Here is a 23,606-nt window from a genome sequence, read left to right on the forward strand (position 1 = left end):
GAGATGGGTGGTCGAGATGAGAGAATTGGCGAGGTCGTTCGCGACCGGGACACAGAATCGATGATGGGGGCGACGTTGCCGAGAATTGCCGAGGTCAGGGACGCTGCAGAGCCCAGTTCGGACGAGCAGCGGGCGCGCCATGTGCGGATGCTGGAAGCGGCGGCCGAATTGGGGACCGAGAAGGAACTCTCACGGGTACAGATGCACGAGGTCGCCAAGCGGGCGGGCGTGGCCATCGGCACTCTTTATCGCTATTTCCCCTCGAAGACGCACCTCTTCGTCGCTGTGATGGTCGAGCAGATCGACCAGATCGGTGCCAGCTTTGTCAGGCATCAGGTTCAGTCGGACAATCCGCAGGATGCGGTGTACGAGGTATTGGTTCGCGCGACTCGCGGGTTACTGCGTCGGCCGGCTCTCTCGACTGCGATGCTGCAGTCGTCCAGTACCGCCAACGTCGCGACGGTGCCGGACGTGGGAAAGATCGATCGCGGCTTCCGGCAGATCATTCTCGATGCGGCCGGGATCGAGAACCCCACCGAGGAAGACAACACCGGGTTGCGTCTGCTGATGCAGCTGTGGTTCGGGGTCATCCAATCGTGCCTCAACGGTCGAATCTCCATCCCCGATGCGGAGTACGACATCCGCAAGGGATGCGACCTGCTTCTGGTGAATCTCTCACGGCACTGACGTGACTTCGCCCCTCTCTGGGGAGGGTTCGTCATGTTTGCAAAATTGAAATCAATTCTATTTTTGAATCCGCATCAGTTGAGAGTTGATGTCAATCCGGACATTGCCCTGACATCATTAATAGAATAAATTACAGAAAATTAGACGGTGAGCCAGCTCACCGACCGAAAACTCCACGAAGGAGCGAACATCATGGGTCATGCAGTCATCGTCGAGGCCGCTCGGACACCGATCGGCCGTCGTCGCGGCGCCCTGGCGGGACTGCACCCCGCCGAGATTCTGGGAGCAGCGCAGCTCGGCGTTCTCGAACGGGCAGGCGTCGCACCGGAAGACATCGGACAGATCATCGGCGGCTGTGTCACCCAGGCAGGTGAGCAGTCCAACAACGTCACGCGGCAGGCGTGGCTGCACGCCGGATTGCCGTACAGCACCGCGGCAACCACTATCGACTGCGCCTGTGGATCCGCCCAGCAGGCAGTGCATTTGATTTCCGGCCTGATTTCGTCTGGTCAGATCTCGGCCGGTATCGGCTGCGGCGTCGAGGCTATGAGCCGTGTGTTCCTGGGTCAGGCAAACGCACCGGGAACGGGAAACCCGTACCCGGACGACTGGACCATCGACATGGGTGACCAGTTCACCTCCGCGCAGCGAATTGCCGAGAAGCGTGGGATCACGCGCGCCGACGTCGACGCGTTCGGTCTGGAATCGCAGCGCCGCGCAGCTCAGGCTTGGGCAGAAGGACGCTTCGACCGCGAGATCGTGCCCGTCAAGGCTCCCGTGGTGGACAAGGAAGGCGTGCCTACCGGTGAGATCGCCACTGTCACTCGCGACGGGGGACTGCGTGAGACGACGGCAGAAGCGCTGGCTGGGCTCAAGCCGGTCATCGAAGGCCATATCCACACCGCCGGCAACTCGTCGCAGATCAGTGATGGCGCGGCTGCGGTACTGCTGATGAGCGAAGAGCGCGCACAGGAACTGGGATTGAAGCCCCGCGCGCGGATCGTCGCGTCCGGCATGGTCGGATCCGATCCCTTCTATCACCTGGACGGGCCGATCGAGTCCACCCAGATGGTGCTCGACAAGGCCAAAATGACCTTGGACGACATCGATCTCGTCGAAATCAACGAAGCCTTTGCCTCGGTCGTGCTCTCCTGGGCGCAGGTTCACGGCGCAGACTTGTCCAAGGTCAACGTCAACGGTGGTGCGATCGCGCTCGGACATCCCGTCGGTTCCACGGGCGCTCGTCTGATCACCACTGCGCTGCACGAACTCGAGCGCTCGAACAAGTCGACGGCTCTGGTCACGATGTGCGCCGGTGGCGCTCTCTCGACCGCCACCATTATCGAACGCATCTGACCCGTACTGACACTGTCGAATTGACGAGGTAGACATGACTATTGGATTGAGTGAAGAAGATCGTGACCTCCGCGACTCCGTACGGGGCTGGGCGGCGCGTCACGCAACACCCACCGTCGTCCGTGAAGCCGTCGAGGCGAAGGTCGAAACTCGCCCCCAACTCTGGAACGGGCTTGCCGAGCAGGGGCTTCTCGGACTACACGTAGCCGAGGAATTCGGCGGCGCAGGATACGGATTGGTCGAACTCGCCATCGTCGTCGAGGAACTTGGACGCTCGATGGTTCCCGGACCGTTCCTGCCGACGGTAGTGGTCAGCGCTGTTCTCAGCGATGCCGGAGAAACGGACAGACTGCCGACGCTCGTGGATGGCAGCACGCTCGGAGCTGTTGCACTGCAGCCGGGTTCGCTGAAGATCACCCGCGACGGCGACAACACCACCCTCAGCGGAACGTCCAGCCTTATTCTCGGCGGCCATGTCGCTGACCTGTTCCTCCTCGCGACGGACAGCGGATTCGTTCTGCTCGGACGTGACCGCCTCGAGGTCACGGACTTGGCCAGCTACGACGTCGTGCGTCGTAACTCCGAGGTCACCGTCGACGGTTTGGTGCTCACCGATTCCGAGATCCTCACCATCGATACCCAGCGTGTACTCGACATTGCCGCAACACTGTTCGCGGCCGAGGCATCAGGCTTGGCCGACTGGGCAGTTACGACGTCGGCCGGCTACGCGAAGGTACGTCAGCAGTTCGGTCGCCCGATCGGCCAGTTCCAGGGTGTCAAGCACAAGGCTGCACGTATGCTCGCGCTTTCCGAGCAGGCACGCGTCTGCGCTTGGGACGCTGCGCGTGCGCTGACTCCCGCCAACGGCGTCGGTGCCGAAGAGGCTTCTCTCGCAGCAGCCGTCGCCGGAGCCACGGCCCTCGAGGCTGGCTTCTCCGTCACGCGTGACTGCATCCAGGTGCTCGGCGGAATCGGCTACACGTGGGAGCACGACGCGCACCTGTACCTGCGCCGCGCGCAGTCCCTGCGAATTCTGCTGGGTTCCACGGCATCCTGGCGTCGTCGCGTTGCCGAGCTGACCATTGCCGGAACCCGTCGCGTGCTCAGCGTCGAGCTGCCGCCCGAGGCCGAGGCGGTCCGCGCCGACGTTCGCGCCGAGCTCGGTCCTGCGCTCGAACTCGAAGGTGCCGCGCAGAAGACGTACCTCGCGGAAAAGGGCTACACCGCACCGCACTTCACGGCTCCGTGGGGCAAGTCCGCTGACGCCGTCAGCCAGCTGGTCATCGCCGAAGAACTGCGCGCTGCGAAGATCAAGCCGCACGACATGATCATCGGCAACTGGGTCATCCCGACGCTCATCGCGCACGGCAACGAAGAGCAGCTCGCCAAGTTCGTCCCGCCGTCACTGCGCGGCGACATCGTCTGGTGTCAGCTCTTCTCCGAGCCCGGCGCAGGTTCCGACCTCGCCGCGCTGAGTACAAAGGCCACCAAGGTCGACGGTGGCTGGAAGTTGCAGGGCCAGAAGGTGTGGACGTCGATGGCACGCGACGCGCACTGGGGAATCTGCCTCGCGCGCACCGACGCCGACGCCCCCAAGCACAAGGGTCTGTCCTACTTCCTGATCGACATCAAGAACAGCGGCCTCGACATTCGCCCGCTTCGCGAGATCACCGGTGAAGCACTGTTCAACGAAGTCTTCTTCGACGACGTCTTCGTTCCCGACGAGTGCCTGGTCGGCGAGCCAGGCGACGGCTGGAAGCTCGCTCGCACCACGCTGGCCAACGAGCGTGTCTCGCTGTCCAACGACTCGTCGCTCGGATCGGGTGGCGAGACTCTTCTGAGCCTGGTCGACGGACTGCCCGGTGGCATCGACGACGAGCAGCTGACCGTGCTCGGAAAGGTGCTGTGCGACGCGCAATCCGGTGGTCTGCTCGGTCTGCGCACCACGCTGCGCTCGCTCACCGGCGCGCAGCCGGGTGCCGAATCCTCGGTGGCGAAGCTGATCGGTGTCGAGCACATCCAGCAGGTCTGGGACGTGGCAATGGAGTGGGCCGGACCGAGTTCACTTCTGGGCGAACAGCATCGGATGTCTGCAACCCAGATGTTCTTGAACTCGCAGTGCATGTCCATCGCGGGTGGTACAACCAATGTTCAGCTCAACATCATCGGTGAGCGAATCCTGGGTCTGCCTCGCGACCCTGAACCGGGAAAGTGACCTGCACATGAGCAATCGCACCTTCGTCATCGGCGTCGGCATGACCAAGTTCGAGAAGATCGAGACCCGCGACTGGGAATACCCGGACATGGTGACCGAAGCCGTCTCGAATGCCCTGACCGATGCCGGGATCGGCTACGGCCAGATTCAGCGTGCTGCGGTCGGTTACGTGTTCAACGCGTCGACAGCAGGACAGCGAGCTCTCTACGAGACCGGTCTGACCGGCATTCCGATCTTCAACGTCAACAACAACTGCGCGACCGGCTCGACGGCGCTGATGATGGCGCGCGAGTGGGTCCAGGCCGGACAAGCCGAGTGCGCCTTGGCCGTCGGCTTCGAGAAGATGACCAAAACGGCGTTGACCGGTAGCGGTGAGATGCCCAAGGTCACGACCTTGGACTCTCAGCTGAAGATCATGGTCGAGGATTACGGGTTCGCCCGATCGCCGATGACAGCTCAGCTGTTCGGTAACGCTGCCGTCGAGCACATGAAGAAGTACGGCACCACGGTCGAGCAGATCGCAGCGGTGGCGGTCAAGAATCACAAGCATTCGGTGAACAATCCGTACGCACAGTTCCGTGACGAGTACACCCTCGAACAGGTACTCGGCGACAAGATGATTCACGAGCCGCTGACACGTTCGCAGTGCTCGCCGACCTCGGACGGCGCCGGAGCCGCGATCGTCGTGAGCGAGAAGTTCGTGCGTGAGCACGGCCTCGAAGACCGGGCGATCGAAATCGTCGCACAGGCGTTGACCACTGACACCGAGGCAGCGTTCGCCGAGAAGTCGATGATCGACGTGGTCGGCGCGCCGATGACGGCAGCTGCGGCAGAGCAGGTCTTTGCGCAGGCCGGGATCACCATCGATGACGTCGACGTCATCGAACTGCACGACTGCTTCGCGATCAACGAGATCATCACCTACGAGGGCCTGGGGATGTGCGCGGTCGGAGAAGGCGGAAAGCTCGTCGAATCCGGCGCGACCACGTACGGCGGCCAGTGGGTCGTCAACCCGTCGGGTGGTTTGATCTCGAAGGGACACCCGCTGGGCGCGACGGGCTTGGCGCAGTGCGCCGAACTCACGTGGCAGCTCCGCGGGACCGCGGATGCGCGGCAGGTCGAAGGCGCTCGTATTGGCTTGCAACACAACCTCGGACTGGGCGGCGCGTGCGTCGTGACGGTCTACCGAGCCGGAACTTTGGAGAACTGATGGCTATCGATCTCGAGGTGGCGTTGGCCGCCGAACCGACTGTGCGCGAGGCGTCGTGGACCGATCGCGACGTCATGCTCTACCAATTGGGACTCGGGGCAGGGGTGAATGCTCTCGATCCCGCTGAACTGACCTGGGTGTACGAAAAGGGGCTGAAGGTACTCCCGACGTTTGCAATGGTTGCAGGCCAGGGAGTTTCGGCGGGTGTACTGCCCGCACCGTCGATGAGTATGCCGGGAATCGACATCGATCTGCGAAAGATCCTGCACGGTGGGCAGTCGCTGGCACTTCACGCGCCCATCCCGTCGACGGGTGCTGCCCGTATTTCCTCTCGGGTCGCCGATGTCTGGGACAAGGGAAAGGCAGCTGTGATCGTTCTCGAGACGGCGGCCGAGGACCTGGACGGGAATCCGTTATGGACCACCGGAATGCAGATCTGGGCGCGCGGCGAAGGTGGATTCGGCGGCAACACCGGGCCCGAAGTTGTTGCCGGGGTGCCTGATCGAGCGCCCGACAAGGTACTGACGTCGAGCACGAGTCCCTCACAGGCGCTGGTGTACCGACTCAGTGGAGACATGAACCCGCTGCACGCTGATCCCTCCTTCGCGAAGATGGCGGGCTTCGATGCACCGATTCTGCACGGCCTCGCGTCGTACGGCATCGTCTGCAAGGCCGTGGTAGACGGGATTCTCGACGGAGATCCGACGCGGGTGAAGAACTACTCGGTGCGGTTTGCCGGTTCGCTTTTCCCCGGCGAATCCATCACCACCTCGGTATGGCAGGACGGCAACACACTGACGTTGGCGGCGACGTGCCCCGAACGCGAGAACTCCCCGGTTCTCACGCACGCAACAATGGAGATCAACTGATGGACCTCGGTTCGCACCCCACAGCAGCGACACATCCGGGCGGCACGATTCTGACGTCGCCGCCGCAGGACGCCCCGGTCGACCGGGCCACGGCAGCAGCGCGTCGCGTTGTCGACGCGATGCTGCGCACCGACCGCGGAAACGCCAATTTGGACCGGGTTGCGGAGGAGCTCAACAGCATTGCCGAGCATCTCGAACAGCACTCACCCGAGGTGGCCGAGCGGTTGATCGACATGTGGAACGGTGAGGGCGTGACTCGTCACGACCCCGTGACCGGCCCCGAGAACGCCATTGCGCCGCCGCTCGTACTGGAAGGGCTCGCTGACGGGTCGGTGCAGGGAGTGGTCACGTTGACGCTGCCGTACCAGGGCCCTCCCGGCCATGTGCACGGCGGTGTTTCGGCGCTGCTGCTCGATCACGTTCTCGGCGTCGCGAACGCCTGGGGTGGAAATTCCGGCATGACAGCACAATTGAGCACTCGGTACCATCGCCCGACTCCGCTGTTCGAGCCACTCACGATCAGCGGCAAATTCCTGTCCAAGGACGGCCGCAAGATTCACACCGTCGGTGAGATCAAAACTGCGGACGGCGAATTGTGTGTATCGGTAGAGGGACTGTTCATCGACAAGACCGTGCCGCGCCCCAGGTAGGGGTTCTGACGAAGGAGGGCCCAGTGGGCAAGCTCGACGGACGTGTAGCAGTGGTCACCGGTGCCGGTATGGGCATCGGGCGCGGAGTGGCGGGCGCGTTCGCGCGTGAAGGCGCGTCGGTGTTGGTTGCCGAGATCGACGAGGCAGCGGGCCTCGAAACCACCCAGTGGTTGCGGGACGAATGGGGCGCGGAGGCGGAATTCGTCCGAACCGACGTCACTGACAAAGCTCAGGTTGTTGCCATGGTCGACAAGTCCGTCGAGCGGTTCGGACGCCTCGACATCCTGGTGAACAATGCTTGGCGGACTTTCGGTTTCGCTCGGCTCGAGAAGATGTCCGACGAGCAGTTGCGCGGCGGTTTCGACATGGCAGTGATGGCGGCATTCTGGGCGATGCAGGCTGCCCTGCCGGAACTGGAGCGTCACGGCACGGGCCGCGTGATCAACATGTGCAGCCTCAACGGCGTGAATGCTCACATGTACTCGGTGCAGTACAACGCGGCGAAGGAAGCATTGCGAACCCTGACTCGCACTGCTGCCCGCGAGTGGGCTCCCAAGCAGGTGAACTGCAACGTCATCTGTCCCGGTGCGCAGAGTGCGGCGTACAAGCGTGTCGCCGAAGCCAATCCGGAGAACGTGGCAGTGATGGCCGCACAGAACCCGATGGGGCGGATCGGCGATCCCCTCGACGACATCGGCCCCGTTGCGGCCTTCCTGGCAAGTGACGACAGCCGTTACGTCACCGGCAACACCCTCTTCGTCGACGGTGGTGGGCACATCAACGGCGTGCAGTGGGCGCCGACCGTCGACTGATCGACGGCGACGCAGCCGGTGTATCCGGCGTCTATTTGGCCGTGAACCCGGCGTCGACCGGCAACGCGATACCTGTGACGTATCGAGCCTGATCCGAAACCAGCCAGGCTATCGCGTTGCTGACGTCGGCAGCTTCGATCAACTCGACATTCAAGAGGTTGCCCACGTCGGCTCCGCTCGATGTCGGGGAGTCCGCAAACAGCTTCGCGACCGCGTCGTTGACGACCATCGGTGTATTCGCGCCAGTCGGGTGCACGGAGTTGACACGAATATTGTGGGGAGCAAGCCAGTGCGACCACGTGCGCCCAAGCCCCACGATGGCGTGTTTACTCGCGCAGTAGCCGTCGGATCCGCCGGTGCCGTCACCTCCACGACCGACAAGTCCCAGAGTTGATCCGGTAAGGACTATTGCGCCACCTGTACCGTGTTCGATCATCGCGGGCGCTGCGGCCTGGACGGTATTCCAGACGCCGAATAGGTTGACCTCCATCTGGTCGCGGAAGGCGCGAGCATCGTCGATATCCGGGGACATCATGCCGATACCGGCGTTGGCCAGGACGATGTCGACGCTGCCCAGCTCCGCAATTCCTTCGGATACCGCAGTTCGCAGTGCGGACAGATCGCGAACATCCACTTCTCGCGCGACGATACTTCGTCCCAGGTTCTCGACCGCTGCTGTTGTCTGCCGCAAATCGTCGGCGGTTCCCATCGGGTAGGCCACCGATTCGATCTGACGGCAGATGTCGAGCGCAATGATGTTCGCGCCCTCCTGCGCCAATCGCACGGCGTGGCTCCTGCCCTGACCTCGGGCGGCCCCGGTGATCAGTGCGGTTTTGCCTTCCAACTGTCCGGGCATGCGTGCTCCGTCCGTCGTGAATCATGATTACTCGGTCATGAGTACTGACCCGAGGGGACGGCGAAATTCGTCGCCGGCGACGTAGTCTGAGTTCAGTTACAGCGGGAACTCGCTTCGGAAGAGAAGAGGCTCGGGATGTCCGATTGGGTGAAGAAGGTCGAAGCTGAAGCCAAAGGGCTCCTCGCCGAGGCGGAAGAAGAGCTGACCGTCCTCGAAGGTGTCGACACCATAGATCCGCTTGCCGACGACGATCCGGCACCAGAAGACGGCACCAAGCCGACGTCAGACTGACCCTGCGACCCGTCGGCGCGCCTCGACACCGCTCGGTATCTCAGAACGGTGGCGGGTCGTCCCCGTAGTCGTTGGGTTCTCGGCGGGCTCGCGGTGATTTCCGCCGCTTGTATTGAACGTGCTCCTCTGCTCGTTTCTGTATCCGTCGGCGCTGGCGATTGCGTTCACTCTGGATACGGGCAGCTTTGTTCTCCGCCTGGGTCCGCCGATTTCGACCGCCCTGGGGCGGTGTCGGTTCGTGCGATCCAGCCATCAATCCTGCGGGTCGCGTTCGGTAACAATGCCCGGTCGGCGACGTCAGCGACATGGTCCGATCCACGTTCGACGTGAACCGCCACCGGTCGGAATGCTTGAGGCGATGATGGTTGCGGCAGAACGCACTCAAATTCGACGCGACCGTTTTACCGCCGCATTCGGGGTCGCCGTGATGGAACGGTTCATTGTGGTCCAGATCGGAATTCCAGGCCGGGACATCACAATGCAGCCATTGGCAGCTGCCCGCGATGATCCGTAACCAGGTATCGAGAACGGCGCCCGGTCGGTAGACGCGCGCCGAAGCAGGCACCGGCTCTGCGACGTCATCAGCAGGTGCTCGGACGTTTCGAATTACGGCGTCACGGGCGATATCGCGAGCATGCTCAGCGCTGATCACCCCGTACCCGTCGAGGTGGGCGGGCTCGCCGCCACCGTGCAGAGTGGAATCAGTCATCACGACGTGAACCACGGGCCGACGAACGACAACACCACCGCTACGATCCTGCGGGCAATCAGCTCGGCCACAGTTGCACGGCAAGAATTGTGATCCGTTGGTCAACTCGAAGAGCGCGTCGGCTCGTCGCTGCTCGTACGTTCGAGAGTCGTTTCGGCATACCGACATTGCCAACTCGCGTAGTCGGCCGTCGAATGCCCGAGCCTGTTCTGCCGGAACGCTTCCCAAGATCTTTGCCATCCCGTCCTCGGCAGCGCTGACTCCGACGAACCGATCAGTGAGAGCACGGCGTCGGCGTTCTCGCATACCTTCCGGGTCCACCATCGCCACGATCCGATCGATCGCCGCTGTCAGTCGCCTTCCCGTCAAGCCCGTTCCGCCTGCTACTGGTGGGGCGAGAACCTGCTCGAGCAGTAGTCGTTCCACCTCGTCGATCAATTCGTCTTTCACGTTCGCGGTCGCGGAATCGATCAAACCAACTCGGTACAGATCCAACTCGCCACGGGCCATCGCCGCTCGAGTGCGATGCAGACGAGTCTTTAACGAGAACCCCAACCCGATCAGCTTGCCGGCAGCCGCGCGACCCATCGTCAGTGACGCACCGACTTCCGACTCAGCCAACTCGTGTGCGGTCGACGACCACGCACCACTGGCGACATGCTCCGAGCTTCGCCGCGAAAAGAACTCGGCAATCACAGCGAGCTTGCGTTCGACCAGCATCGCCTCGCATGCGTGCAGATCGGTCATGAGATCAACCAGCGCACAATCAGTTTCGGTACCGGTCAGCTGTGCTGAGATACCGAAGAGCTCTGTTGTCGGGTTGAACATGCATCCATTCTATTCGAATGTGTGTTCGATGCGAACTGAATTCTCAAATCAGTCGGAATAGTCCGAATCAGCCGAAATGCTTATTGTGCTTGTGTTTTGGATCCTGTTCATTCGAAGCTCGAACGTGATTGTCGTGCCACTGTGTAAGTATCGGCTTGTGGCAGACAACGCGGTGAAACTCAGTGAACAGTCGCTTGTGCTCTTCATGGACTATGGACAGTTTTACATATACGGCGACGATGACGGTTTCGGGAGGGAAACGGACCTGCTCGAACTCGCGATGGCTTCGCGCCCTGCGTACAGTGACGGCACAGTTGTGATTGTCCTGAGCCCGCACCAGAACAACTTCAACATGCATACAACGGTCGAAGTCTGGTCCTCCCGACCCACATCCGATCGCGAGAAATGGCAGCAGGTCAGTGAGTCGTTTCTGACGGTTGGTCCGCAGGGGTCAATCAGCTTTGATTCACCTCCGGGTGGGGAGTTCATCGTCTGTGATGTACCCGAGGGGTCATATCTGGTCGAGATTGCCGGCCGCGGTTTTGTAAACTACGGCTGGCCCGGATCGACGGAACCCGGAGATGTTTGGCGGGTGCGTATGTGGCCTGCAGGTGGTGACGAGGTGCGGCCATCGCTGCAGTGGGACATGCCGGGATATGGCGTTCCTGTGGACGAACCGATACCTGAACCGATTCCTCGTCCACAACGGGACATCGAGTCGAAATGGATAACGATTTACGGCGAGAACGGCGAGCCGTCCAGGGTTGTGCAAATCAGTGACCTCCGCGCCGAAGCTGCTGAACGAGAGCGGCAGGAGTGGGGAGGAGATCCGATGCCTGAACTCGAACGATTCCAGTCCGGCAAAGGACTAGCTCGTATGGACCGACCACTTGTCGAAGCGGTCGTCCGCATGAACGTCGCGACTCTTCGTCGACTCGCGTTTTGGGCCGCTGTGCAGGCGTATGAGCATGCGGGATTAGCCGACAGGGATTGGGTTCGTCCGGCCCTCAACGCTATGCATGTGGGACAACAACTTCCGGAACCCTTCGGAAATCGCACAGCGGCATTCGAGCACCTACACGAGGAGGAATTCGGTGCGGGGACCGAGAATGTGGAGTTGGAAGTCAAGATCGAGATAGTGGACCATTCGCCGCAACCGGAGTCCAATCCGTTCGATCATGGGAATATTCATGTCCCGTCCTACGCTCTCAATGCGATTTTCGACGCGATCGAATCGGACCCGTTGACCGCAGCGGTCAATGCATTGGGAACGGCAGCAGTCACGTTCGGGAAGGATATCCGCATGTTGTTCGCGAGAGCGCGAGTTGAATTCGACCTCGAAGACTGAACCCCAAGTTATTCAAGGGACCTTCGTAGTGCGGTGAGCGGATCCGAGGCATCTCGACGCCCACGCGGACCAGGCCCTTCGGGGTTGACGAAGCGGCCCTCGTCCGAGCGAGTCCACTCGCGTACGGCCCATCTCTCCTTGATCGCCCAACGGCCGTCGCGCCGCTCCATGTGGTCGATGAACCGCGCACCACTGGTGAAGTTGATCATTCCGATGTCTTCGGGCCCGCCCCAGTGTGTGGACATCGAATATGCCTCGCTGATCGCGTGGTCGCCGTGCAGTTCGACCAGGTGGTTGCCGATGTGGTGCATCGTGCCGCCGATCGCGGAGAGTTTTGTTGTGGCCCAGGCGATGTACTCGTCGATGGTGCCGTCGAATCCGGTGTGATGGTCGATCGCGTCCGGGTGGTAGGCGCTGCGGACGAGATCGAAGTCGAGGCGATCGATGCCGCGGCAGTACGTCAGAACCACCTCACGAATTGCCTGCTTGTCGATGAGATCCTGCAGTGCCTGGTCCATGTCACGCCTCCTTGATGCTGGTCATCCAGTCGAGTAGTTCTGGTAGTTCTTCGGCAGCGCAATCGAATACGGCAGGTCGAAAAACGACGACGGACGCGCCGCGGGCGAACCAGTCCCGGGTCTTGTCTGCGGTTGCCGAGAGGTCGACGGACCCGTTGTCGCGTCGAACCGGCGCCGCAGACACTTGCACACGTGCGGTATCCGGCTCGCGGTCGTGGGCTTCGAACGTGTTGCGCAGCAATGTGACACTGTCGGTGAACGTTCCCAGGTCGGTCGGGTTCACGGTCCAACCGTCGGCGACGCGTGCTATGCGGTCGAAGTTCCGCCGGCTTGGTCTGAAACCGAAGAGCACCGGTACGCGATTTTGGATCGGCAGCGGGAGGCTGTGGTAGTTCTCGAAGGCGAAGTCGCGTCCCTTGAAGGTGGCCGGAGCATTGGTCCACAGTTCGCGACACGCTGCGACAGCCTCCTCCATGCGCCCGAATCGCGCGTCGAAAGGCATGTTGGTAGCGGTGTATTCGGCTTCTTGCCAACCGACGCCGAAACCCATGACGGCTCGACCTTCGGACAATGAGTCGAGAGTTGCAACCTGTTTGGCAAGCAGGGCGGCTGGGCGAACAGTGGCGATCAGAACCGATACTCCGAGGCGAGCGCGTTCGGTCACTGCGGCGATCGAGGAAAGAAGTGAAATCGGTTCGTACCAAGGGTGATCCAACGGGAACAAGAAGTTGTGTTCGGCTGCCCGCTGAGCGTGTGCTTCGGCATTGAACCCGAGATGATCGCCGGTGCAGATCAGATCGATCCCGGCACGGTCAGCACGCGCGGCGAAGTCCAGAACCGGGCGAATCTTGCCGTCGAACAGGGCCTCGAGGCCCAAGATGTTGACGCCGATTTCCACAGTCGTCGTTCCTCTACAGTGCCCGCTTGGCATGCGAGGACATCTCGCCCATGTTGTCCAGACAGAAGAGTCTCGAGCTGAACTGCCACGACCCGTCGACGCAGGTGAAGCGATCGAAGTAGCGCCCCGCCAGAATGGGTTGCAGGGCAAGATCTTCGGTACCTTGGATGACCGTGACGTACGAGAGTGCCGTCGCTGATTCACCGTCGACCGCGATTCGCGTGTTGGTCAGCAGATGTTTGGTTCGTGGAACCGGCGGATCACCGTACATTCGAATGAAGCCGCTGCAGGCTGCGAACACTGCGTCGGCGTCGGACGAAATGAGCGTGATGGCAACCCCGTCCGGCCCGCACTGCCCGTAGTCGGACGAGGCGAACAATGCAGCGACTTCACGCAATCGGCCCTGATCGATCAGATGCGTGTACTCGCAGAGCAGGTCACGGATCGCCGACTCGGCGACGATCCGTGACAGCTCCGTGGTCATACGGTGATCTCGCGCCGAACCATCTTGCCGGTTGCATTGCGAGGCAACAGATCGCTGGTGATGCGCCACTTCGACGGCACCTTGAAGTAGGACAGTCGCTCGGCGGCGTAATCACGCAGCTCCGCCTCCGTTGTGGCGGCTCCGGGACGCAGGACGACCACGGCGGACACTTCCTGGCCGAGGTCGGGGTGCGGCATGCCGATGACAGCGCACTCGATCACGTCGGGGTGTTCGTCGAGCGTCTGCTCGATCTCGGTGGGGTAGACGTTCTCGCCGCCGCGCAGGATCAGGTCGGAGCGGCGACCGGTGAGACGGAGACGCCCGTTTTCGATTACGCCGAAATCGCCGGTGCGGAGCCAGCGTCCGGGGGCAATTGCCGACTCGGTCGCCTCGTCGTTCTCCCAGTATCCGAGCATGACGAAGGGGCTGCGTACGCACACTTCACCTTCGATGCCGTCCGGCAGCCATTCGCCGAAGGGATCGCGAATCTCCATCGAGACGGTGATGATCGGACGCCCGAGAGTGCCTGGGAACTCTTCGAGTTCGGCGCCGACGGCGACCGCAATGGCGGTGCTGCATTCGGTGAGGCCGTAGCTGTCGACCAGAGCATTGCGTGCGAACGGCACCTGCTCCTTGAGGCGTTCTTTGAACGCGGGCGACGACGGCGCGGATGCCAGCGAGAATGCAGTCAGCGAAGAGACGTCGTACTTGGCGATGTTGCCGTGCTCGAGTAGCCGCGATGCCATCGTGGGGACAGCACCCCAGTTGGTGACACGCTCGCGTTCGACCAACCCGAGCACCTTGTCGACGTCGAAGCCGCCCTCGGTCAGGATGACGGCACTGCCCGTCGCGAGACGGGGAACCACCAGATTGTGAAGGCTGGCGATGTGGAAGAGCGGGGAGGTGAGTAGATAACGCAGTGGGCTCGGCTTGGAAGCGTCGTACTCACGGCCGGTGAATGCGGCGCCGATCGCGTCGCTGTACTTGTGGTAGTCGACGACGGCCATCACGTTGCGGTGCGAATGGAGTGCGCCCTTGGGGCGGCCGCTGGTACCACTGGTGAACAGGATGACGGCGGGGTCGTCCTCGTCGATGTCGGTGCTCGGCACGTCGGAGCCTGCATACTCCGCGATGAGCGCGGGCAGATCCTCTTCCATGGTGAGGACCGTGATGTCTGCCGGCAGTTCGGGGAGGGCGGCGCCGCGCTTGGCATCCACGACCAGAACCTTCGGACGTGAGAGCTCGATCCCGTGGGTGACCTCGCGTGGAACCCACCAACCGTTGAGTCCGACAGCGATCGCGCCGAGCGCCTGCGTCGCGAAGAACGTCATGACCCATTCGGGAGTGTTGGCAGCGAGGATGCCCACACGGTCGCCCTTGCGGACTCCGTACTTGTCCCGCAGAGCAGTTGCCAGCGCGGCAACGGAATCGGCATGCTCGGTGAACGAGATTCGACGATCGCTGGTGACGAGATAGTCGCCGTCGCCCCAGGCGCGAGATGCCGAGATGAGTTCACCGATGGCGTGACCGCGGTTCTTCATCACAGGCATGACGGTGCCGAGAACCTCTTCTTCGACGATCTCGAATGGCCCACCTGGACCGGTGAGGCGTGAGACCGCCTGGTCCAGAAGCAACTGCGGATCTGCGGGGGCAGTCATGGAATGGCCTTTCGTATTGTGGCGCTTTTCACGTCACAAAATCTCACGAGAAAATCATATCTGTGGCGGCGGTTACCACTGAGCGAGACTGGGACGGTTCCGGCTCTGAGGCGTCGATACGTTCGAGTCGTATCGCAGTTGGAGTAATCGACATTCCGATATCGACTAGGACACAGGACACGATGACGAACACCGCCACCGAAGCATCTTCGAATGCAGCTCTTGCAGCTCCTCAGCGCGAGGACGTCGCGCAGATGTTGATCGACCGTCTCGGTGATCAGCACCTGGGTCTGCGGACGCGGACGCAGGACTGGAGCTGGGACGAGGTGGTGCGCGAGAGCGCAGCGCGCGGCTCGCTGGCGAAGTCGCTTCGCGCGCCCGGACCGTTTCACATCGGAGTTCTTCTCGAGAACGATCCGGAGTTCCTGTTCTGGCTCGGCGGCGCGGCCCTGACCGGGGCCACGATCGTCGGCATCAATCCGACCAGGCGTGGAGCTGAACTCGAGGCTGAGGTCCGGTACGTCGACTGCCAGCTGATCGTCACCGACAAAGCAGGCTACGAGAAGCTTGCCGGCCTGGACCTCGGGCTGACCGAAGATCGTTTCGTCCTGGTCGACGACGCGTCGTACCCGGACAGGATTGCAGCACATCACGTCGAGTCGCCTCAGATCGACCTCGGTGTCGACGCGTCGACGCTGTTCTTGCTTCTCTTCACCTCGGGCACCACCGGAATGTCCAAGGCAGTGCGGTGCAGCCAGGGGCGTCTGACGCGGTTGGCCTACGCGAACTGCGCCAAGTACGACATCGACCGCGACGACGTCTGCTACTGCTGCATGCCGCTCTTCCACGGCAACGCGTTGATGGCTCTGTGGGCGCCGGCCCTTTCGCAGGGAGCTACGGTCTGCCTCGTTCGTAAGTTCACGGCCTCGGGATTCATGCCGGACGTTCGGTTCTACGGCGCAACATATTTCACCTACGTCGGTAAGGCCTTGGGGTATCTCATGGCGACGCCGGAACTGCCCGACGACATCGAGAACACCCTCACCCACGGCTTCGGGACCGAGGCGTCGCCGGGGGACAAGGCAGAGTTCATCCGTCGTTTCGGTGCACAACTTTTCGAGGGATACGGTTCGAGTGAAGGTGCCGGTTCAGTAGTGCTCGATCCGAACCAACCTGCCGGAGCGCTGGGCCGTCCCGCGAGCGAGAACATCGTCATCGTCGATCCCGATACGCGCGAAGAGCGACCCCGCGCAATTCTCGACGAGCACGGTCACGTGCTGAACCCCGACGAATCCATCGGCGAGATGGTCGACAAGGCCGGATCGAAGAAGTTCGAGGGGTACTACAAGAACGAAGACGCGATCGCCGAGAAGATTCGCCACGGTTGGTACTGGACAGGCGATCTCGGCTACGTCGACGAGGCCGGCTTCATCTACTTCGCGGGACGCAAGGGCGACTGGATCCGGGTCGACGGTGAGAACACCTCGGCCCTGATGATCGAGCACATCCTGCGTCGGCACCCCAAGGTGATCGCCACGGGTGTCTTCGCGGTGCCGGATCCGCGTTCGGGTGATCAGGTCATGGCTGCGATCGAGGTCGCCGATCTCGCCGATTTCGATCCGGTCGAGTTCGCCGACTACCTTGCCGCGCAGGCGGATCTGGGTACCAAGGCAGCGCCACGATTTGTTCGCGTTTCGACCGACCTGCCCGTCACGGGCTCCAACAAGGTACTCAAACGTGAACTTCAAGCCGATCGCTGGCGGACCGACGAACCAGTGTTCCACTGGGTGGGCCGAGGCACTCCCGAATACACGTTGATGACCGAAGCTGACGTGGTGAACCTGGAGCAGGAGTTCGAGACGCACGGCCGCACGCGGTTCCTGTGAGTGGAGTTGCGCTGGTGACCGGCGCTTCCCGGGGGATCGGCCGAGAGTGCGCGCTTGCATTCGCGCGCGCCGGATTCGACGTTGCAATCACTGCTCGCACCGTTCGTGAAGGAGAGGGACGGGCAGCCCCGCGAACGAGGCAAGGCGAGCAAGTGATTCCGGTGCCCGGCAGCCTGGAGACGACGGTTGCCGAGATCGAGTCCTTCGGTGTGCGCGCATTGGCCGTTCCGATGAACCTGCTCGATCTGGCCTCCGTCCGCGGCGCCGGTGAACGGGTGCTGGCCGAGTGGGGACGTGTCGACGTGCTGGTGAACAACGCCTATGCGCAGACTGTCGGAAACATGGACCGGGTGCTCGACATCGAGATCGACGACGCTCAGGCGATGGCGATCGGGAATTATCTGCACCAACTCGCTCTGGTCCAGGTGATACTCCCGTCGATGATCAAGAGCGGCAACGGCGTAGTGGTCAATCTGGCATCGGGCTCGGCGACCATGGATCCGCCTGCGCCTCCCGGCGAGGGTGGTTGGGGTCTGTCGTACGCCGCGTCGAAGGCGTCGTTCGGACGTATTGCCGGAGCGATCAACTCCGAGTACCGAGACGCCGGAATCAAAGCGTTCAACCTGAGTCCGGGATTTGTCATCACGGAATCAGGGAAAGCCCGTGGTGGCGCGGACGCAATCGTGGACGCCGGATTTGCGGCCACACCGGCATCCGTACCCGCTGCAGCGGCGGTGTGGCTTGCAACAGATCCCGATGCGGACCGGTACCTCGGTCGCGTCGTGGATGGTCCGAAATTGATGGCGACACTGGAGGAAACGGTATGAAGCTCGGCGTGGTCGTTCCGGTCGAACTGGGTCGAAGCGGAGACCCTGATTGGATTCTGCAATTCGCCCGTGCGGCCGAGTCGCTGGGTTTCGACGAGATCTCGGCAGTGGAGCACTCGGTGGTCATCGCCGACACCGAGAGCGAGTACCCCTATTCTCCGACCGGAAAATCGCATCTTCCCGATGACTGCGACATCCCGGATCCGCTCGAACTGCTTTCGTTCGTGGCGGGTGCCACAACCACTTTGGGCTTGTCCACTGGAGTTCTGGTGCTGCCCAATCACAATCCGGTAGTGCTCGCCAAACGATTGGCGACGCTCGATCGCCTTTCCGGTGGGCGATTGCGCATCTGCCTCGGCCTGGGATGGATGAAGGAAGAGATCGAGGCGTGCGGCGGTGACTTCGAGCGCCGCGGCAAGGTAGCCGATGAGGCCATCGCGGTGATGCGTTCACTCTGGGCGGGCAAGGAAGCAGTCGATTTCGACGGCGATTACTTCTCGTTCAAGGGTGCGTACAGCTGGCCGAAGCCGCACCGCGAATCCGGAGTTCCGCTCTACATCGGTGGACACAGTCTCGCTGCTGCTCGGCGAGCAGGCCGGTTGGGTGACGGTTTCCAGCCGCTGGGACTGGCCGGTGAAGATCTCGACAAGGCTGTAGCGGCGATGAAAGCGGCTGCGGTGAAGGCAGATCGAGATCCTGCCGACGTATCGCTGGTACTCGGTGCGACACTGCCCAGGCTCGACGAAGCGAAACTCGACTGGGCACGCGGGTTGGGAGCCGATCGAATCGTGTTGTCCGCGAGTCGTCGTGGCACGTCGCTGGAACTGATCATCGACGAAATGGCCGAATGCTCGAAGCGGCTGGGGCTGAGTAACTAGGAGTGCGGGCGTGACCGGCAGCCATCGGAGCGGCTGCCGGTCATTGCTGTCGGAACGTCGATCAGTTATTGCTTGGTCAGCAATTTGCTCCGGAGCTTTGCGATCGTGTCGGCGTCAAGTTTCAGCACGTCCTGCGAAAACTTCTCCCACCCACCGAACTGGTCGCGAATCTTGTCGAGTACTGGCTGAATCTGGCTGGGACGCTGCTCCATCAACGGTTTCAACAGATCGACATCGATTCCTTTCGAAGACAGAAAGGTGTAGGTCTGTTCGTTCTTGGCTTTGTTGTAGGTGTTCGACAGGACGAAGTCGTCGACGATGGTCTTGTCAGGAACACCCAGAATGCCGAGAAGTAGAGCTGTCATCAGCCCAGTGCGGTCTTTGCCTGCCGTGCAGTGGTAAGCGACTGCGGACTCGGAATCGGCGATGGTCCGTAGGGCTTGGGAATACCCGGCCATTCCGTCAGGCTTGGACAGTTGGTCGACGGCGCCGGTGTCGCTGATCCGGACGGCTTCACCGCCCCCGAGCACCTGCTCCACGATTGCAGGGTCACCAGATTTCAGGGCACTCGTAATCGCTGTGGCAAGAGCCTGAGTGCCGGCATCCAGGACTGCCGTGTTGACCACTTTCACGTTCGCGGGAACCTTGTCTGCTCCGTCCTTTGCGATCTCGCTGTCACCTCGGAAATCGACAACGGTCCGGATGCCTGCGTTCTCGATCGTTTGTTGATCGTCAGCAGTCAGATCGCTCAAGCGGTCGCCACGAAAAACCAGGCCCCACTTGACTGATCGGCCGTCGGCTGTCTCGTATCCGCCGACATCACGCACGTTGGCTGCGCCCTGCAGCGTCACGTGGCGGGTTGACGCGATGGTGGAAGTGCCGTCCTCGTCTATGACCTCGAAGTACCAGCGTGACAGTGGGTCGAGGCCGTCGACCTCAGTGGAGAAGCCGTCGACCGTGCCAATTTCCTTTCCTTCTGCGGCTGGGTTTTTCGGGTCGGTGGCGGCGAATACACGCACCTTTTCCGAGCCGCCGTGTTCCCAGACCAGTGAGTAGTGTCCGGCGGACGCTGATGTCACGTCGAGGTCGGTCGGCGTTTTCGCCGACTCGGCCTTGCTGCATGCGCCGAGTACGAGCATGAGTCCTGCCGCCGACAGCGCAAGAACTCGAGTTTTGCAAGTAGCCATGGGTCCTCCGAATCCAATTGGAAATCGGAGGCTACGCACCAGTGATCACTGTGTCGTGACCGTGTTGTGCAGAGCGGGAAAACTGCAGGCTGGAGAGCCTGTCGCCGATGATGATCAGGGATGGGCCAGCCCGTTCAGGAGCATCGCGCCGACAAAGATGGCACTGCTTGCGCGGGCGCTGCAGGACGGGTTGATCGCAATCGACGAACTCTGATCGAAGCGCGAGCGATCGGGTGCGTCGATCCGGGAGTCAGTCGAGGGCGGTGGCGTCGGTTGTCGGCGTCTTGGTGCCGGGAGTCGCTTCGATGTCGAGAACGACCTGGCTGTCGGTGGCTTCTTCGGGGAAGACGTACCGACGCATGGCCCACCAGCGGAAGGCCGTCGCCAGCAGGGTCCCAATGATCGATCCGCTGATGAAGTCCGCGAAGTTTTCCATCAACACCGACACCTCGGGTTGACGCAGATGGAACACGTACCTGGAGGTCCAGAGTGGTACCTGGTTGATGGCCAAACCGATACCCGCGACGATGAAGAACAGAGCGGCCTCGTGATGGCGCTGTCGACCACCGCGCTGAGCAAACGACCATTCGCGGTTGAGGACGTAGGACAGAACCGTCGCGATCAGGACCGCAAGGATGTTGGCCGTCACCGGGTGCTGAGGCAGAACCGTCCACTTGATGCCGAAGAACAGCACCGTGGTGACGATGAAGGCGATGCCGCCGACCACCAGGAACTTGAGCATTTCTGCGTGCGGCAGGACGCGCACGAGAACCCGCTCAGGAAGCCTATTGACCATCTTTTCGACAAACGCCATTGTTCGAGGCTAACCCTGAATACGACCGAGGGCACAAATCGTCGATGCCCGTGTCGGCAAGATCATCAGAATCCGTACCCGAGAATTGCGGGCTTCTGCGCGTTGAAAGCGAAGTCGAAATTCAGGATCTCCTGCGGATCGGACGCGTGGAGTCGGTGCGCCGCCGCGAAGGTCTTGGCCTGGTGCTCGCCCAAGTACAAGCTGCTCAGGACATCAGAGGGCATCGTGATCGCAGGCACCGCGTCAGTGGCCGTACAGGTGGCCTTGCCGCCCTTGACCTGAAGTGCGAAGGTTCCGCCGGCCTTCAGGAACGGATCTTCGACCTTGATGACTGTGTCCAGGTCAGCAGCATATTCACGAGCCTCGAGAGCCGCGGGAACGTCCATGATGCGCAGCCACAGTCGATCGGAGCGCGTCGTCGTCCGGGCAAGGCGGTAGTCCGTGAGCATCAGCCGGAGTGGATCGGCAGGATGCTGGCGTGTCTCGATCCGGGTGACGAGGTCGAGGCCGCAGATCGTGCGCCACAGCGCCGCGTGCGCATCTTCGGTGATCGTCACGAACTCGTCGATCCGGGCGATGCTGTCGCGGCCCTCGCTCGTGTGCCGGTAAGCGATGTATCCGTCCGCGTGTGTCAGAAAGAACAGTCCGGAGGCGCCGTCACGATCCTCGGACGGGTCGGCGAACATATGGTCCCAGAGCGGTTGCGGACGGACCTGAGCGCCGGGTGTCTGCAGCCGCCAGCGGTCGTAGATCTCGGGAAGAAGCGTCGAGGCAGCTTTGATGTCGACGATGGACACGCCACCATTGTCGGGCACCTCGGGGCGGAATCGTGCGAAGCGGCGATCGAGGGTGATGCCTTCGCTGAAGGTGGCCGGGCCGTATCCGAAGCGGTTGTAGATGCCGGCCTCGCTGGCCGTCAGGGCCGCAAGTGGTGCTCCGGTCGACTCGATGTGGGCGTGAAGTGCAGTGAACATCGAGCGTAGGACACCACGTCGACGGTGAGTCGGGGCGACGGATACCCAGGTGATTCCGCGCGTGGGGAGTTGGCGTCCGCCGGGCACGGTGAATTCCATGTCGATTTCGATGGCCACGCCGACGGGTAGGTCACCGTCGACGGCGAGGATGATGTCCTCGGGCTTGTAGAGCGCCTTCGTCAGTTCGCTGACCGCGGGAGACGGGTGAAAACCGAACCCCACCGAGTCGAGTAGTTGGAGAGCCGGCCAGTCGCTCTCGGTAGCGGTGCGGATGGTGATCTTGTTTTCGGGGCTCACGTATATCGACTTTGGCATAGATTGCGTGAAGACGCACATGAATATCGGGGCTGACGTTTCCGCACCGGCTCCCAGGGGTACCGCCCGACGGACCAGTCCTGCGGCACGGAGAAAACCGATACGGAGAAACACTGTGGCGATCACCGACATCAAGGAATATGCCCATCTGACCGAGGAAGACGTCGAGGCACTCGGGCGCGAGCTGGATGCCATTCGGCTCGACATCGAGGAGAAGCGCGGCGCGCACGACGCTCGATACATCCAGCGGACGATCGCGTTTCAGCGCTCTCTGATGGTGGCCGGCCGCATCGTCTTGTTCGCCAGCAAGAAGAAGCCTGCCTGGATTCTGGGGACTGCGCTCCTGGGGGTCGGCAAGATCATCGAGAACATGGAACTCGGCCACAACATCATCCACGGCCAGTGGGACTGGATGAACGATCCCGAGATTCACTCGAGCAACTGGGAGTGGGACAACACCTGCCCGTCCTCGGGATGGAAGCACTCGCACAACTTCACCCATCACAAGTTCACCAACATCGTCGGACTGGACAACGACGTGGGCTACGGAATCATGCGCGTCACGCGCGATCAAAAGTGGCACGCCGACTACCTCTTTCAACCGATCACGAATTTTGTGCTCGCGACCCTCTTCGAGTGGGGAGTGGCACTGCATCACCTCGAAACGGACAAACTCCGCAAGGGTGAGGTGAAGTGGTCCGAGAAATCGGAGATGGCCAAGGACGTCGGTAAGAAGATCGCGCGTCAGGTGGCGAAGGATTACATCCTGTTCCCCGCCCTGACCGGCGCCGCGTGGAAGACCACGTTGACGGCGAACGTCGTTGCGAACCTCATCCGAAACTACTGGAGTTACGCCGTCATCTTCTGCGGGCACTTTCCCGACGGTGCCGAGAAGTTCACGCTCGAGGAATTCGAGAACGAATCGCGCGCTCAGTGGTACCTACGACAGATGCTGGGCTCTGCCAACTTTCATGCCGGTCCCGTCATGGCCTTCATGAGCGGCAACCTCTGCTACCAGATCGAGCATCACTGCTTCCCGGATCTGCCGAGCAATCGGTACTCGGAAATCGCGGTGCCGTTGCGCGACCTGTGTGACAAGTACGACCTCCCGTACACGACCGGGCCGCTGTGGAAGCAGTACGGATTGACTCTGCGCACCATCTGGAAGTTGTCGCTGCCCAACAGGTTTCTCTCGGCTTCCCAGGACGACGCTCCGGAGACGCACTCGGAGTTGAAGTTCCGCATCCGAGGCGGAATCAAGGAAGTGTTCGGCGTCGATCCGCAGACGGGTAAGCGGCGCGGACTGCGAACAGCGATCGCGATGGTCTCGAGCTGA

23 protein-coding genes are annotated in these 23,606 nt (G+C 61.9%); 14 read left to right on the forward strand and 9 right to left on the reverse strand.

All coding sequences use genetic code 11. The features are described 5' to 3' along the window. The first annotated feature begins 60 nt into the window (after positions 1 to 60). The 7 genes from RhoBH5_RS18070 (at position 61) to RhoBH5_RS18100 (ending at position 7,799) form a co-directional block, all read left to right on the forward strand. Entirely contained in the window at positions 61 to 687 is a 627-nt protein-coding gene (locus RhoBH5_RS18070) for a TetR family transcriptional regulator (protein ID WP_030536987.1), read from the forward strand. A 192-nt stretch (positions 688 to 879) separates the two neighbouring features. Beyond that, positions 880 to 2,043 (forward strand): steroid 3-ketoacyl-CoA thiolase, encoded by a 1,164-nt coding sequence (locus RhoBH5_RS18075; RefSeq protein WP_007732681.1) that lies wholly within the window; start codon positions 880 to 882, stop codon positions 2,041 to 2,043. A gap of 34 nt (positions 2,044 to 2,077) precedes the next feature. After that, on the forward strand, positions 2,078 to 4,258 hold the full coding sequence (locus tag RhoBH5_RS18080) for an acyl-CoA dehydrogenase (RefSeq protein ID WP_270008620.1): 2,181 nt from the start codon (positions 2,078 to 2,080) through the stop codon (positions 4,256 to 4,258). 7 nt (positions 4,259 to 4,265) lie between these two features. Next, positions 4,266 to 5,468 carry a lipid-transfer protein gene (locus tag RhoBH5_RS18085; protein ID WP_165638927.1) on the forward strand — a complete coding sequence of 401 codons (1,203 nt, stop codon included), beginning with the start codon at positions 4,266 to 4,268 and terminating at the stop codon, positions 5,466 to 5,468. Beyond that, entirely contained in the window at positions 5,468 to 6,337 is an 870-nt protein-coding gene (locus RhoBH5_RS18090) for a MaoC/PaaZ C-terminal domain-containing protein (protein WP_007732676.1), read from the forward strand. The genes RhoBH5_RS18085 and RhoBH5_RS18090 overlap by 1 nt, the downstream gene beginning before the upstream one ends. Beyond that, positions 6,337 to 6,987 (forward strand): PaaI family thioesterase, encoded by a 651-nt coding sequence (locus tag RhoBH5_RS18095; RefSeq protein WP_065351414.1) that lies wholly within the window; start codon positions 6,337 to 6,339, stop codon positions 6,985 to 6,987. Before RhoBH5_RS18090 ends, RhoBH5_RS18095 begins: the two co-directional genes overlap by 1 nt. A 23-nt stretch (positions 6,988 to 7,010) precedes the next feature. Then, a complete protein-coding gene (locus RhoBH5_RS18100) occupies positions 7,011 to 7,799 on the forward strand; it encodes an SDR family NAD(P)-dependent oxidoreductase (RefSeq protein ID WP_003940182.1) in 789 nt (262 codons plus the stop codon). A gap of 31 nt (positions 7,800 to 7,830) precedes the next feature. On the opposite strand, the gene RhoBH5_RS18105 is transcribed toward RhoBH5_RS18100, so the two are convergent. Then, the gene (locus RhoBH5_RS18105; RefSeq protein ID WP_270008621.1) at positions 7,831 to 8,655 is read right to left on the reverse strand and encodes a mycofactocin-coupled SDR family oxidoreductase; all 825 of its coding nucleotides are present in this window, start codon (positions 8,653 to 8,655) and stop codon (positions 7,831 to 7,833) included. Between the two features lie 135 nt (positions 8,656 to 8,790). Here RhoBH5_RS18105 and RhoBH5_RS18110 point away from each other — a divergent pair, with 135 nt between their 5' ends. Next, the gene (locus RhoBH5_RS18110; RefSeq protein ID WP_003940615.1) at positions 8,791 to 8,946 is read left to right on the forward strand and encodes a hypothetical protein; all 156 of its coding nucleotides are present in this window, start codon (positions 8,791 to 8,793) and stop codon (positions 8,944 to 8,946) included. A gap of 40 nt (positions 8,947 to 8,986) precedes the next feature. Here the strand turns inward: RhoBH5_RS18110 and RhoBH5_RS18115 are convergent, their stop codons facing one another. Beyond that, the gene (locus tag RhoBH5_RS18115) at positions 8,987 to 10,483 is read right to left on the reverse strand and encodes a DUF222 domain-containing protein (protein ID WP_270008622.1); all 1,497 of its coding nucleotides are present in this window, start codon (positions 10,481 to 10,483) and stop codon (positions 8,987 to 8,989) included. 832 nt (positions 10,484 to 11,315) lie between these two features. Here RhoBH5_RS18115 and RhoBH5_RS18120 point away from each other — a divergent pair. Beyond that, positions 11,316 to 11,831 (forward strand): hypothetical protein, encoded by a 516-nt coding sequence (locus RhoBH5_RS18120; protein WP_270008623.1) that lies wholly within the window; start codon positions 11,316 to 11,318, stop codon positions 11,829 to 11,831. Between the two features lie 8 nt (positions 11,832 to 11,839). On the opposite strand, the gene RhoBH5_RS18125 is transcribed toward RhoBH5_RS18120, so the two are convergent. From RhoBH5_RS18125 to RhoBH5_RS18140, 4 genes are read right to left on the reverse strand one after another with little or no spacing between them, the layout of a single operon-like run. Then, positions 11,840 to 12,349, reverse strand: a complete 510-nt coding sequence (locus tag RhoBH5_RS18125; protein ID WP_042924821.1) for a nuclear transport factor 2 family protein — start codon at positions 12,347 to 12,349, stop codon at positions 11,840 to 11,842. Between the two features lies 1 nt (position 12,350). Beyond that, the gene (locus RhoBH5_RS18130; protein ID WP_270008624.1) at positions 12,351 to 13,247 is read right to left on the reverse strand and encodes a TIGR03619 family F420-dependent LLM class oxidoreductase; all 897 of its coding nucleotides are present in this window, start codon (positions 13,245 to 13,247) and stop codon (positions 12,351 to 12,353) included. Between the two features lie 13 nt (positions 13,248 to 13,260). After that, positions 13,261 to 13,731: a nuclear transport factor 2 family protein gene (locus RhoBH5_RS18135; protein WP_270008625.1), complete on the reverse strand. Its 471-nt coding sequence runs from the start codon at positions 13,729 to 13,731 to the stop codon at positions 13,261 to 13,263. Continuing rightward, a complete protein-coding gene (locus tag RhoBH5_RS18140; protein WP_007732670.1) occupies positions 13,728 to 15,389 on the reverse strand; it encodes a class I adenylate-forming enzyme family protein in 1,662 nt (553 codons plus the stop codon). Before RhoBH5_RS18140 ends, RhoBH5_RS18135 begins: the two co-directional genes overlap by 4 nt. Before the next feature lie 254 nt (positions 15,390 to 15,643). Here RhoBH5_RS18140 and RhoBH5_RS18145 point away from each other — a divergent pair, with 254 nt between their 5' ends. Genes RhoBH5_RS18145 through RhoBH5_RS18155 form a run of 3 tightly spaced genes read left to right on the forward strand, consistent with a single transcriptional unit; the run spans position 15,644 to position 18,980 of the window. Then, positions 15,644 to 17,275: an AMP-binding protein gene (locus RhoBH5_RS18145; RefSeq protein ID WP_371714675.1), complete on the forward strand. Its 1,632-nt coding sequence runs from the start codon at positions 15,644 to 15,646 to the stop codon at positions 17,273 to 17,275. After that, the gene (locus RhoBH5_RS18150) at positions 17,272 to 18,102 is read left to right on the forward strand and encodes an SDR family NAD(P)-dependent oxidoreductase (protein ID WP_054187455.1); all 831 of its coding nucleotides are present in this window, start codon (positions 17,272 to 17,274) and stop codon (positions 18,100 to 18,102) included. The genes RhoBH5_RS18145 and RhoBH5_RS18150 overlap by 4 nt, the downstream gene beginning before the upstream one ends. Beyond that, a complete protein-coding gene (locus tag RhoBH5_RS18155) occupies positions 18,099 to 18,980 on the forward strand; it encodes an LLM class F420-dependent oxidoreductase (RefSeq protein ID WP_058037669.1) in 882 nt (293 codons plus the stop codon). Before RhoBH5_RS18150 ends, RhoBH5_RS18155 begins: the two co-directional genes overlap by 4 nt. A 65-nt stretch (positions 18,981 to 19,045) precedes the next feature. Here the strand turns inward: RhoBH5_RS18155 and RhoBH5_RS18160 are convergent, their stop codons facing one another. Next, positions 19,046 to 20,167 (reverse strand): tyrosine-protein phosphatase, encoded by a 1,122-nt coding sequence (locus RhoBH5_RS18160; protein WP_082239179.1) that lies wholly within the window; start codon positions 20,165 to 20,167, stop codon positions 19,046 to 19,048. Between the two features lie 55 nt (positions 20,168 to 20,222). Between RhoBH5_RS18160 and RhoBH5_RS18165 the strand changes: the two genes are divergently transcribed. Beyond that, positions 20,223 to 20,381: a hypothetical protein gene (locus tag RhoBH5_RS18165; RefSeq protein WP_232329917.1), complete on the forward strand. Its 159-nt coding sequence runs from the start codon at positions 20,223 to 20,225 to the stop codon at positions 20,379 to 20,381. Positions 20,382 to 20,417: 36 nt separating this feature from the next. Here RhoBH5_RS18165 and RhoBH5_RS18170 read toward each other — a convergent pair whose 3' ends face one another. Further along, positions 20,418 to 20,981, reverse strand: coding sequence for a GtrA family protein (locus RhoBH5_RS18170; protein ID WP_003939753.1), 564 nt, complete (start codon positions 20,979 to 20,981; stop codon positions 20,418 to 20,420). Between the two features lie 65 nt (positions 20,982 to 21,046). Further along, positions 21,047 to 22,252 (reverse strand): enhanced intracellular survival protein Eis, encoded by a 1,206-nt coding sequence (locus RhoBH5_RS18175; protein WP_064687715.1) that lies wholly within the window; start codon positions 22,250 to 22,252, stop codon positions 21,047 to 21,049. 133 nt (positions 22,253 to 22,385) lie between these two features. Between RhoBH5_RS18175 and RhoBH5_RS18180 the strand changes: the two genes are divergently transcribed. After that, complete coding sequence (locus RhoBH5_RS18180) at positions 22,386 to 23,606, forward strand: fatty acid desaturase family protein (RefSeq protein ID WP_208690235.1); 1,221 nt, start codon at positions 22,386 to 22,388, stop codon at positions 23,604 to 23,606.

Origin of the sequence: Rhodococcus sp. BH5 (assembly GCF_027583855.1) — a bacterium.
Taxonomy (GTDB): domain Bacteria; phylum Actinomycetota; class Actinomycetes; order Mycobacteriales; family Mycobacteriaceae; genus Rhodococcus_F; species Rhodococcus_F qingshengii.